General features: G+C 39.2%; 13 protein-coding genes. 4 read left to right on the forward strand and 9 right to left on the reverse strand.

Annotated elements, in window-relative coordinates; translation table 11 throughout:
• Positions 1–7: 7 nt before the first annotated feature.
• The 5 genes from cydC to GPDM_RS01245 all read right to left on the reverse strand — a co-directional run bounded on the left by cydC (position 8) and on the right by GPDM_RS01245 (position 6411).
• Positions 8–1714: a thiol reductant ABC exporter subunit CydC gene (gene cydC / locus GPDM_RS01230; protein WP_008428142.1), complete on the reverse strand. Its 1707-nt coding sequence runs from the start codon at positions 1712–1714 to the stop codon at positions 8–10.
• Positions 1714–3435, reverse strand: a complete 1722-nt coding sequence (gene cydD / locus GPDM_RS01235) for a thiol reductant ABC exporter subunit CydD (RefSeq protein ID WP_008428144.1) — start codon at positions 3433–3435, stop codon at positions 1714–1716. Before cydD ends, cydC begins: the two co-directional genes overlap by 1 nt.
• Positions 3436–3611: 176 nt before the next feature.
• Positions 3612–3782: a hypothetical protein gene (locus GPDM_RS16680; RefSeq protein WP_008428146.1), complete on the reverse strand. Its 171-nt coding sequence runs from the start codon at positions 3780–3782 to the stop codon at positions 3612–3614.
• Between the two features lie 109 nt (positions 3783–3891).
• Positions 3892–4623 carry a hypothetical protein gene (locus tag GPDM_RS01240; RefSeq protein WP_008428148.1) on the reverse strand — a complete coding sequence of 244 codons (732 nt, stop codon included), beginning with the start codon at positions 4621–4623 and terminating at the stop codon, positions 3892–3894.
• Between the two features lie 144 nt (positions 4624–4767).
• Positions 4768–6411: an AMP-binding protein gene (locus tag GPDM_RS01245; protein WP_008428151.1), complete on the reverse strand. Its 1644-nt coding sequence runs from the start codon at positions 6409–6411 to the stop codon at positions 4768–4770.
• 161 nt (positions 6412–6572) lie between these two features.
• On the opposite strand from GPDM_RS01245, the gene GPDM_RS01250 reads away from it, so the two are divergent.
• Complete coding sequence (locus GPDM_RS01250; RefSeq protein WP_008428153.1) at positions 6573–7730, forward strand: class I SAM-dependent methyltransferase; 1158 nt, start codon at positions 6573–6575, stop codon at positions 7728–7730.
• Positions 7727–7981: a hypothetical protein gene (locus tag GPDM_RS01255; RefSeq protein ID WP_008428155.1), complete on the forward strand. Its 255-nt coding sequence runs from the start codon at positions 7727–7729 to the stop codon at positions 7979–7981. Before GPDM_RS01250 ends, GPDM_RS01255 begins: the two co-directional genes overlap by 4 nt.
• A gap of 24 nt (positions 7982–8005) precedes the next feature.
• On the opposite strand, the gene GPDM_RS01260 is transcribed toward GPDM_RS01255, so the two are convergent.
• Genes GPDM_RS01260 through GPDM_RS01270 form a run of 3 tightly spaced genes read right to left on the reverse strand, consistent with a single transcriptional unit; the run spans position 8006 to position 10135 of the window.
• Complete coding sequence (locus tag GPDM_RS01260; protein WP_008428156.1) at positions 8006–8728, reverse strand: alpha/beta hydrolase; 723 nt, start codon at positions 8726–8728, stop codon at positions 8006–8008.
• Positions 8729–8752: 24 nt separating this feature from the next.
• The gene (locus GPDM_RS01265) at positions 8753–9367 is read right to left on the reverse strand and encodes an NAD(P)-dependent oxidoreductase (protein ID WP_008428157.1); all 615 of its coding nucleotides are present in this window, start codon (positions 9365–9367) and stop codon (positions 8753–8755) included.
• A 36-nt stretch (positions 9368–9403) separates the two neighbouring features.
• Positions 9404–10135 (reverse strand): NADPH-dependent oxidoreductase, encoded by a 732-nt coding sequence (locus GPDM_RS01270; RefSeq protein WP_008428158.1) that lies wholly within the window; start codon positions 10133–10135, stop codon positions 9404–9406.
• Between the two features lie 106 nt (positions 10136–10241).
• On the opposite strand from GPDM_RS01270, the gene GPDM_RS01275 reads away from it, so the two are divergent.
• Positions 10242–10796 (forward strand): M15 family metallopeptidase, encoded by a 555-nt coding sequence (locus tag GPDM_RS01275; protein ID WP_008428159.1) that lies wholly within the window; start codon positions 10242–10244, stop codon positions 10794–10796.
• Between the two features lie 60 nt (positions 10797–10856).
• Positions 10857–11417, forward strand: coding sequence for a hypothetical protein (locus tag GPDM_RS01280; RefSeq protein ID WP_008428160.1), 561 nt, complete (start codon positions 10857–10859; stop codon positions 11415–11417).
• A 76-nt stretch (positions 11418–11493) separates the two neighbouring features.
• Here the strand turns inward: GPDM_RS01280 and GPDM_RS01285 are convergent, their stop codons facing one another.
• Positions 11494–12489 carry a GNAT family N-acetyltransferase gene (locus GPDM_RS01285; protein WP_008428161.1) on the reverse strand — a complete coding sequence of 332 codons (996 nt, stop codon included), beginning with the start codon at positions 12487–12489 and terminating at the stop codon, positions 11494–11496.
• Position 12490 lies beyond the last annotated feature (1 nt).

A 12490-nucleotide genomic window follows, 5' to 3' on the forward strand; every position in this document is an offset into this window, starting at 1 on the left:
CAAACTGTTAAGCAAATACGCTATTTTCGATTTCTTTAAGTTGATAGAAATACGCTTTTTTCTCCATCAACTCGTCGTATGAACCACTTTCTACGATGCAGCCTTTTTCCATAACGACAATTTGATCCATATTTTCAAGCCCTGTTAAGTCATGACTGATGATGACAAACAAATCATCTTTATGTTGCTGGAACATCTGCTGATAAATAACTTGTGCTGTTAAACTATCCACAGAAGATACTGGTTCATCCAAAAGCCATAGAGGCTTCCCTCTTAACATAGCACGCGCAATTGCTAGCCGCTGCTTTTGACCTCCCGATAAATTCTGTCCTTTTTCTTCCACTGTCATGTTCAAAGAAAAGTTGTTTAATTGAACTTGAGCTAGCACGCGAATCATTTGCTCCTCTGTCACTTCGGAATTCGCCATCAATAAATTGCTCCGGATTGTGCCATAAAAGAAATGATTTTCCTGCAAAACAATATTCATTTGTTGCCAAATCTCTTCTTGTTTAAGTGCCTCAACAGATTTTCCACCGATTGATAATTGACCTTGATTAAGAGGAAAAACAGTTAGCAACAACTGCATCAATGTTGATTTCCCAGAACCACTCGGTCCGACTATCGCTGTTTTTGTACCTGGCTTCAAGTGAAGAGATACACAATTGACTGCTAAGCTACTATCACCTGGGTATTGAAAAGACGCTTTATCCAGCCTAATATCCAGTGGCCCATTTGGCATTCCTTCTGTTCCTTGCAAAGCAGCAGGTTCCGCTACGATCTCTTCTAAACGAACAGACGCTTTCCGACTTTCTTCAAAGTAAGTTGGAAAAGCTGCCATTGGTGCAACATTTTCAAAAGCCGCAATAGAAATCATTACGAGCATTGCTAAATACAAGCCATTTAGTTCACCAGCTGCAACAAAATATGCGCCAACACCTAAAACAAAAAAGGAAACGAGTAACGCAACAAATGCGTTCATAGATTGAGCTAAGTTTTCTTCTAATCCTTCTTGTCGTTGCCCCTCATTATATTGAGCTGCGTCATTTTTCAATTGTTGTTCTTTTGCGTTAAGCTGTTGATGAATTTTCAAATCCCGAAATCCATAAAGAAATTCCGTCGATTCGATCGCTAAATTCCCTCTCTGCGCTCTAACTTGTCCATCCATACGACGCTTTCTACTAGAGAAAAGTGCTGGAACCACCACTACCGTTAACAACATTCCGATAAAAATAACAATCGCAATGCCTAGTGAGAAAAATGACGTAAAGAAAACTGCACTTAAAAACACAATGCCAAGCACTACTGGTGGATAAAATACGCGCAGTAAAAAGTTTTGTAAACTTTCCACATCCCCAACAATTCGCGATAATAAATCACCACTACGGTACTTGCTAAATATTCCTGGTGCAAGTGGTGACAAGCGCTCAAAAAACGATACTCTTAAATGACTCAGCATTGTAAAAGTCGCTCGGTGAGAATACAGCCGTTCTGCATAACGACTTAATGCCGATGCGAAACCAAATAATTTTAAACAAGCCGCCATGACTACGAGCGTTGTCATTTGAGAAGTTAAAGCTGCTTTTGAAATCAAATAACCACTTGATCCCATTAACGCAACACTTGCAACACCTGCTAAAAAGCCAAAAAAGATCGCAATGAGCACATCTTTTTTTTCAAGCAGTGTTAACTTCAACACACCTTTTAACTCAATCATTAAAAGCCACCTCCTTGCTGCGCTGCAAGCATTTCTTCGTAAGGCCCATAAGTTTCCAATAGTTCTTGATGATTTCCGGTTGCATCCAGTTTGCCATCATCTAAAAACAAGATGATATCTGCTTCCTTAATGGTGTGAAGACGATGAGCGACCGTAATAACCGTGGAAGTTTTTTTCAATTCACGCAAAGAGTCTTGCAAAATTTTCTCGGTTTGTAAATCTAGCCCAGTCGTTGGTTCATCAAATAAAATAAGTGACGGTTTTTTCAAGAAAGCCCGTGCAAGTGCAATTCGCTGCTTTTCTCCACCAGACAAACCGCGTCCAGCTTCACCAATTGGTGTTTCAAATCCCTTTTCAAGAGTTGATACCATTTCTGCAATACCTGCTTTTTTAGCCGCTACTCTCACATCTTCATCACTAACATCGCTTGTAACACCCATTTCTATGTTTTCTCGAATAGTGCCAGAAAAAAGATAAGGATGCTGGGAAATGTAACTTAATTGATCGAACCAAGAGGTTTCACTAATAGTTTCTCGAGCGACACCGTTCACATAGAACCGACCTTCGCTTTGCGGAAGAAGTCCTGCTAGTAAGTGCATCAAAGTCGTTTTTCCTGAACCACTTTTTCCGACAATCGCCACTTGACTATAAGGCGAGATTTCCACATTGAGCGGAGCTAACGAAAAACCTTCGCCGTATTGAAAAGAAAACTGTTCTAATGATAAGTGAGGTGGTTCTTCTGCCATTGCTTCTTTTCCCCACGTTAAATCAGTATTCGCTTTCTCTAACTCCGCCGTTAATTGGTTTGCGGCGGATACGCTCCCACGTGCCGTATGAAAAGCACTGCCGAAATCTTTTAATAGGTTAAAGAAATCGGGTACTAAAATTAATATGAAAAACGCTGTAAAAAAACTAATACTATCAAATACAACGAGTCTTAACCCTATTTCTAACGCTACAATACCAATGCTTAGCATGGAAATATACTCAAGCATCAAGGAAGAAAGAAACGCTGATTTTAATACATCCATTGTAGAGTCACGGAAACTTAAACTGCTTTTCTGAATAGCTTGCTGCTGTTTTTCAGCTTGCCCAAAAATTTTCAGCGTAGACAGACCTTGCAAAACATCTAGAAAAGTACCGGAAAAACGGTTGAGTTGTTCCATTTTTTCATCGGCTTTTTTCTTTGTTCCTTTTCCAACCAATGCCATAAAAACCGGAATAAATGGTGCTGTAATTAAAATAATGACTCCACTTGTCCAGTTTTGCGAAAAAATGACACCTAACAATATGATAGGAATGCTATACGTTTGAATCATCTGAGGAATGTATTTGCTAAAAAAACCGTCTATTTCATCTACAGAATCCATTAACAAACTGACTTTCTGACCTGATTGACCTTGTGTTGCAGCTAGCAATGGATTTCTAGCGTATGATTCGATTAGCGTATTCCGAAATTCATTTTTTACATCGGCAGCTAAATTGACTCCTGCTTTACCTAAAGCATACCCCGATCCTGCTCGCAGCAAAATCGATATCAACAACCCACCGAATAACGGGATTAAACTTTCAAAAGTAGCATTTTGAAGAAATACACGATCTGCAATCATCACGAAAAACAAGGCTTGTCCAATTGTGGCAAGGCCTTTTAAAATCGACATTACGACTAAAAATGTCATGGTGTGTTTTCGTTGAAATGCTAACTGCTTTAAATCGTTCATGCCATTCGCTCCTCTGCTTTATCTCCTTCTATTATAAAGCACCCCTAAAGGAAACCCCCGTCGATTGCCTGTGTTTAAAGGATTTCCGAGAGGTTTTGTTACAGTTCTGTTCACAAATCTATTTTTTCTCCATAAAAAAAATCTGCTAGCAATAATACGCTGCAGATTTAAAGTGACTAATTTTCGATTGTGCGTTCATAAGAACCTGTTGTAAAAATGACCGTCTTTAACCAAGCCATATCTTCTTGTATTTTCTTTTTTAAAGACTGATCCACGCATTTTCGGTATTCTTCCATGAGCTTTGTTAGCTCATACTCGAAAATGGCTAATTCTTCTTCAGTAATCATTGTAAACACCCTTTAAGGTAAGCCGTTTTAACGCATGCTTTATTACCTATTATAGTGAGTATATTATACCAAAAGATTCTCTTATTTGTCATTAAAATATTTTTTCGTTTTATAATAGCAATAATAAAATCGAATAAGATATGAGCCCAGTAGTAAATGCCAGTAAACTACTTTCTCGTTCTTCCGGCAACTCTTCTTTTAAAACATTTAAAATAACACCTCCAGCTAAGAAAGCTGTAAGTACGGAGATCATCCATTCATGAACTTCGGCAAAAGCACCAATTCCCCAGCCAATTAGAATTGCAGCAGCTAATAACCATCTGCCATATCGATCGTAATCTTCTTGGTGAGTCGCACGCAAGCCCTTATCATTTGTTATAAAGTGGACACCCATCGCAATAAAAAATAATGTCATGCCCAAAGAATTTTCATACTCTTCCCTAATAAGTAAATAACCGATGATGCCATTGTAAAGAGTAAAAGAAACAATATGCAGCCAAAAAACACCTATTGCCGCTTTTGGCTTTTCTGCATATTTGTTTTTCTTTTTTGAAACTTTAACTGAATTTTCCAAAGCATAAAAAACCACTAATCCAAACATAGCAATTAAATATATATGATTTTCGATAAAAAGCAACCTGCTATTTTCAAGCTCTCCATGCAAATCCTCTTGAAAGACACTCAGTTCTGGCAGTAAATGCAAAAAAACATAAGCGACTGATATTCCACCTGCTACGGAAAGAAAACGACTTCGCGGCAAAACTTTCATGAGTTTTAAGCTTTTTGAAAATAGATGAATTGAGACAAATCCAATAGCGAAAATAAAACTTAACCAAGTCATCTGCACACTCCTTCCTGCACACTTCGCATCTATTTCAACAAAGGCTTTACCGTAATACTGTCCCCGTAGACAGACACAACTAAACTAGTTGCCGCTAAACGAAATAAAGGAAAGCGCCTCAAAAGGTGCTTTCCTTTATTTCGTTTAAACTTTTGTTTTTTCACTGTGTTCGATGGATAATTCACGCAACTTAAATTTCTGTATTTTTCCGGAAGCTGTCATTGGGTACTCTTTCGTAAATTCAATATAGCGTGGAATTTTATGGTGTGAGATTTTCCCTTTACAGTAAGTTCTCAATTCTTCCGCATTGAGTTGCTCCCCTTCTTTTAAAATAATCCATGCCATTAGTTCTTCTCCGTATTTCGGGTCCGGGACACCAATCACCTGAACGTCTAACACTGAAGGATGCTGGTAAAGAAACTCTTCAATTTCACGCGGATAAATATTTTCCCCTCCCCGTATCACCATATCCTTTATACGACCTGTAATATCGATATAGCCTTCTTCGTCTTCAACTGCAATGTCACCAGTATGTAGCCACCCTTCCGAATCAATCGCCATTTTTGTAGCATCTTCGTTTTTATAATACCCAGACATTACATGATATCCTCTTGTACAAAGTTCTCCAGGCAAACCTAGTTCTACTTCATCTCCAGTCGCAGGATCAATGATTTTCACTTCTACTCCAGCATGTGGCTTACCAACTGTCGACACTCGCTTTTCAATATCGTCATCGGCTCGCGTTTGCGTAATGACAGGAGACGATTCCGTTTGTCCGTAAGCAATGGTAATTTCGGATGCCCCCATCTCATTGATGACTTTTTTCATCACTTCAATCGGACATGACGAGCCTGCCATGATGCCTGTACGCAATGTTGATGTATCAAACGTTGAAAATTCCGGATGGTTTAACTCCGCAATGAACATCGTCGGCACCCCATGAAGTCCTGTACATTTCTCGTCCTGCACCATTTGCAAAACTCGTTTTGGTTCAAACTGTTCTGCAATGACCATTGTCGTGGAATGGGTGACGGCCGCCATTGTTCCAAGAACACAGCCGAAACAATGGAAAAACGGCACAGGAATACACAAACGATCTTTTTCTGTTAACGCCATCGTATCGCCAACAAGTTTGCCATTATTGACGACATTCAAATGGGTTAGCATTACGCCTTTCGGAAATCCGGTAGTACCAGATGTATATTGAATATTGATAACGTCATCAGGGTTCATTGAATCGAAGCGCTCTTCAAACTCAGCATCGCTAACACTTTCAGCAAAAGCTTCGAACTCTGACCACGTGTAAATTCCAGGATAATTATTATCGCTCATGACAATTACTCGTTTAAAGTGAGGTAACTTACTACTATTCACTGCTCCTTTTTTAGCAGTTTTTAATTCTGGACAAACCGTATTCAATATATCTATATAACTCGTTCCTTTAAACTCTTCTCCTAGTATTAAAGTCGTCGCGTCCGACTGTTTCAATAAATATTCAAGTTCGCTCGATTGATAACTTGTATTAACGGTTACCAATACCCCACCCATTTTACCTGTGGCAAATTGACTCAATAGCCATTCACGTTTATTGTCTGACCAAATAGCGATATGTTCCCTTTTTTCAATACCAATGCCCATAAACGCTTTTGCTAAACGATCTGTTTCTTCATCAAATTCTTTGTACGTTTTTCGGATTCCATGCTCCGGATAAACGTATGCCTCAGTTTCCGGATTCTTTGCAGCTTGTTCTCTTACAATTTGACCAACTGTCTTATGTAAAATCTCCACAATACATCCCCCTATTTGAAAACGTTTTCACTCAACTTTATATTATCACAAAATTCCAAATTAATGGAACTTAATCGACAGTAAAAAAAGACGGTCAGCTCGCTCTTTATACACACTGCATGATAAACTAAAACCATTACACAGAACGGAAGGGATCGACCATGGACTTACAAACAATGCATGATCAATTAGCAGAACGACTTTCAGATAAACAACTTATTTCAGCCACAATTAGCCAACCCCGGTTAAAGTCAAGTGACGTTAAACGAATCAAGTTAAAACCCGTTGAAATAAAAAAAGAGTATTTCATTCAATTTGAATACCAACACGAACATGTGTTAAAACATGAAAATTTATCTCTAGAAGAAGCTATAGCAAAATTAACTTTATTGTTCAACGATTTCCGACAAGCTCTTATTCAATTTACAGAAGAAAAAGTTCAAATTCAGTTATCGAAGAAATCAAAAGTTAGCTGGAAAACCGAACAAACAAGTTCAAAAAAAGTAGAGCTTTCGCACAACCGTAAAAAACAATATTTATTAGAAGATGGTGTACCATACCCATTTCTCGTACGTCTTGGCGTTCAAAATCCAGATGGCAAAGTCAAAAAGCAAAAATACGACAAATTCCGTCAAATCAATCGCTTTATCGAATTTATCGACGACACGCTCGCTTATTTGCCCCAAGACCGTACCGTTCGTATTCTTGATTTTGGTTCCGGAAAATCGTATTTAACTTTTGCACTTTATCATTATTTGCGTATTGAAAAGGGCTTGAACCTCCGAGTTACTGGTCTCGATTTGAAAAAAGAAGTAATCGAAGAATGTCAGCAAATTGCACAAGACTTGCGCTATGAGCAACTCGAATTTCTAGTTGGTGACATTAACGATTATAACGACGAATCTGCAGTCGATATGGTAGTCACGTTACACGCTTGCGACGTAGCCACCGATATGGCATTGTCACGTGCTGTAAAATGGGATGCCAAAGTTATCTTGAGTGTTCCTTGCTGTCAGCATGAATTGAATAGCCAAATTGATGCACCTGAACTTGGCATTATGCTTCAACATGGTCTTATCAAAGAGCGTTTTAGCGCACTTGCTACGGACTCGATTCGTGCAGAACTATTGTCACTTGTTGGCTATGAAACGCAGTTAATGGAATTTATCGATATGGAACATACTCCAAAGAACATTTTGATTCGCGCTTATAAAACCGGTAAAAAACTAAGCGCTGGGCAATATGAACGGTATCAGCAATTTACTTCTTTGCTGTCAGCTAAACCTTTCTTAGAAAATGAATTAAAGGAGTACTTATGAAACGAAAAAACTTAGTGAACGGTATTATTTTAGCTTTTTCTGTCGTGTTGATTCGTTTTATCGACGTGCGCATTTACGATATGAACTTGGTTGTAACGCTGCTGATTTTAGCCGCTCTTATTTACGGAGCCATGCGGGTTGTCGAACGGTTCCCGTCACTTGATCAACCTGTTAGCAAACGCTCTTCCTATATCGTCAACACATTAGTCATTATCTCTATCTTTCTGGCGTTCTTTATATTTAAGCTATAAAAAAACTGACTCGGAGATTCCGAGTCAGTTTTTGTTTATCCATGTTGTTATCGCTTCTACTACTTGATCTTGTTGCTCAATTGGGGTGATTCCGGCTGAATTATCGCCTTTTTGTTCACCATACAAGCCAAATTGGGCGTGATTGCCCCCTTGTATTTCTACAAAAGAACGATTTTCAGCAAACAGTCGTTTACTATCTTCAATATCTTGAACTTTGGATAAGCCATCCAATTCTCCGTAAATCGACAACATCGCTAAATCGCTTTTCGAAAAGTCACTCGCAGGATATGACCCTAAAAAATACAAGCCCTTTAGTTTTTCAGATGGATCTTCTGCATAAAAAGAAGCGGCGACGCCACCTAGAGAATGACCGCCAACGAACCACTCTTCTACTTCTGAATGTTCGTCAATGATGTCATCTGCCGTTCCAGCACCCAGAATGCCAAAATTTAATAGCAGTTGAGGGATCGATACAACAAATCCTTGTTCACTTAAAGAGTGACCCAAATAAGCGTAAGCTTCTTTTTCGACTTTAGCACCTTGATAAAGGATTATTCCTTTACCATTTGGCGATTCCGGTTGAAAAAACAGACCTTCTTCATCTTTTTCAATTGCAGTTAAATCTACATTTTGAGTTAGCACAGCACTCGGACCATAATCAAATTGAGCATAAATGATAAAACCAACAACGCCAATTACTAGTAATGCCAAAACACTTCCCACAATACGGAGCAGCCATTTTTTCATCGAATCACCTTATCGTTGTGCATATTAGTAAGCCAGCCCAACGCGGCTTTGAATAAATTCTTTTGAGTTCAGTAGACGATAAGCAAATTCTGCCGTATCTCCTACTGTTATTTCTTTGCCTTCTAAAGGCAAGAAATCCTTTTCTGTCCGGTAATTGCCCTGTGCTTCGCCATCTGGCAAATAGGTAGGGCAAACAATTGTCCAGTGAAGAGATGTTTTTTCAAACAAGCGGTAAACCGCTTCGTGTTCTTCCGCAGCAAATGTCATTTTGCGTTTTGAGTCGCCACCTTCATAGCGAAGAAGCCCTGGACTCAACCGGCTATTTAAAATTCCAGCTGTTCCAATAGAAATAATTTGTTGAACACCGTTTTGTTCCATTGACTTGACGATTAAAGGGGCAGCGTCTGACAAAGTGGTCGTGCGGTCTGTTCCAATCGCACTAAAAACAGCTGTCGTCCCTTTGATTGTTTTTTCAATGTCATCTGCATTTCGCACATCGCCAATTACAACTTCCAAATTCGGACGTGTTTCTAGTTTTTCTGAACGAACCAACGCTTTTACTTCATGACCATCTGCTAAAGCTCGTTTTAGAATTTCTCCTCCAACACGGCCTGTGGCTCCGAATATCGCCAATTTCATTGCTTTCCCTCCCACAATTTCTGCTAAATGTTCAAACTATTTAAAGCGATAGCCTTTTTTCGCCAATACTTCTTTTAAATCTTGGCGATGTGGCTTGCTGAGGAATTGAGTCATTTGCTGTGTCCACGTAGCTGATTTTTGGTTTGAGCCACGGCTTTCATAATAAGATTGAATTGTCTGGTCGTACTCTGGCAATATCGTATCGTATTTAGCTTCATCGTATTCATTTTCATGTAAAATGGCTTCAACCGGCAAACGTGGTTTCACTCCATTTGCTTCATTAGGAACACCAATGGTTAAGCCATAAACAGGAAAGACGCCATCAGGTAAGCCAACTAGTTCACTAATGGCTGCCATATCATTACGAACGCCACCAATATAACAAATGCCATATCCTTTAGACTCTGCAGCAAGTGTTAAGTTTTGTGCTAACAGACCAACATCTGTTACAGCTACTAGTAAGTTTTCTGCTTGATCAAAGACGATGTCTTGTCCATGCAATTTCCCTGCGTGCTGAAGTCGATTATAATCTGCACATAACAGAAATACCGCTCCCGCTCCTTCCATTTGTTTCGCATTTTTCGATAGCTCGCCTAATTTTTTACGTTTTTCTGGATCTGTAACCCAAATGATTGAATAAGCTTGAACAAAATGTGAAGTGGCAGCGTGTTGTGCTGCTTCTATTAGTTCACTAACTTCCTCCCGCGTTAATTGTTTTTCTTTATAATCACGGACAGAAGCGTGTGCTTTCATTAATTCGATTACCATTCTATTGTATCCCCTCTCTGCTTGTTTCTTCTATCCTACCAAATTCTTCCCCACGATACTCTTTTAGTGATTTTTGCTACAATAGAACCGATAGAGGTGAATAATTTTGAAAAATGTAAAGACCGCTTTTTCCATTGTGTTTCTATTGGTTATTGGCGTTTTTTTATTTATATGGATTGAAAACGAACTAGCATTTCGTGAAGATTTGGAAAATCGCCCTTTGCCTTCTGGCTTACACCCCATCGTAGAAGAAAAGCGCGATTTACTGGTAACTAGAGCCGCTGAAATAGGTATTGATATTTTAATAACAGACGGCTACCGTTCCCCCGAAGAACAACAGGGCTTGCACAATCAAGGACGTAATATGCCTGGCGCTATCGTTACTTATGCAGCAGCTGGTGAGTCTTATCATAATTATGGTTTAGCCATTGACTACGCATTGAGACTAGACGACGACTCTGTAGTTTGGGATATAGAGCGGGACGACAATGACAACGGCAAAAGTGATTGGTTTGAAGTGGCAGCTATCGGAAAACAGTTAGGGTTTGATTGGGGAGGAGATTGGCAACGTTTTAAAGACTACCCTCACCTTGAAATGACTTTTGGTTTGTCGATTCGTGATTTGCAACAAGGATGGCGTCCTGAAGACAAGATTGAGTAACTCTTTTTGTAACGGATATACCTTTTGTTTCGTCTGATGTGTAAAGGAGGCATAATTATTATGAAAACCTTTGCGACTGCTGGAGTTATGGGTTTGGTCTTGCTGCAATCCGCTTGTGGAATTGAACCATCTTCACAGGACGATTTAACGGAGTTTCATGTAACGAGCCCACAAGCTGAAACAACAAAAGATGACTTTACTTATCGGTTAGTAACAGAAAAAGAACAATATACAGAAGGTGACAACGTCGAAGTTTATGCGGAGTTGGAATACACCGGCGAGTTGGAGAGCATTGAAATTTCCCATGCTGCTTCCCCTTTTTATTTCCTTATTTACGAAGAAACAAGAAATTACTCGGTAGAGTATGCTATGAATGAACCTTTACTGATTACCGTATTAACAAAAGGAGAACCTTTAACAGAATACTATGCAGGCAGTGGTGGCTATAGCACAGAAGATGAGGATGCTTATATCGAGTTTGTGCAAAATGTCTCAGACAATAATTTTCCTATCGGTTATTATAAAGTATCTGGATACGCTGATTTTTTTATCGAAAACACAGATGGTTCTAAAACCTTCTACAATCTCAACGCGCTAATTGATTTTAAAGTAATTCCCTAAAAAAGCCGACAAATTCTCTAAACAGAGAATTTGTCGGCTTTTGCTATCCGTTTTATGTGTGTTCACAAGATTTTCTTCACTCTTCCCCGTGTGCCCAGGCAATACGCGGGTCAACTTGCCTCGTCATTCGAACCATAATTGGTTGAAAGCCCATACGTGGCCAAAAATAAGCAGCTAGCTGATTCGCTGTTCGCCAATCTGCATAAATGTAATCAAAGCCTTGACTCTTCATATCTTCAAAACAATGATTTGCTAATGCACGTCCAATACCTGTACCGCGAAGCTCTGGATTTGTCGATGCTGCTGCAAGTTCTACACATTTTTCAGGAATTATTAAACTTAATGATTCTTCTTTACGAAAATACACATGGAATCCAGCAATTCGATCGCTTTGGTCCGCTAACCATAAATAAGCAGCTTGGTCTTCAGTCAACGCTTCATAGCTTTCTTTAACATTTTCTAATGTTTCTCGTGTGATTGGGAGCCAAGAAGGCGCTGTTGACTGATGAATGCTATTCCACATAGCCATTTTCTTTAACAGTGGCGAATCTTCTTTGCTGCCTTTACGAAATTCTAATTTTGGAGTAGTGCCGTTTTTAAGTTCGAAATCCTTTAGTGAAAGAATTCCATATTTTTGGTCGAACGCAAATGACTGATCTAGCCATTGATCAATGACTTTTTCGTCGCCGAGAGGGGCCATCAACATATGTTGGAAATAGCCGTGTTTGATCCATTCTGCACCTGCATTTGCATATAATAACCTTAATAAGCGTGGGTGTTCATGTTCGCTAATGGCAATTGATTCGTAGTCCATCCAAACATAACGTCCGTGTTTAGCGTCTTCTTTGAATTCATATAGCAAATAACCAATCACATCAATTTCTCTGACGGCTACAATGCCATTAATATAAGGACGTGTTAATACTTTTCGCAATACCTCTTCTGTGTCATCGATTTCTTCAAACCTGTCAGGTAGAAAGTCAAAAATTTTCCGTTCTCGCTCATGTCTTTTTGCTAGCAACACAGCCATTTGTCGAATGTGTTTTTCTTCCATCCCCATAATTCGAATCATC

The sequence above is a fragment of the Planococcus donghaensis MPA1U2 genome (assembly GCF_000189395.1).
GTDB lineage: Bacteria > Bacillota > Bacilli > Bacillales_A > Planococcaceae > Planococcus > Planococcus donghaensis_B.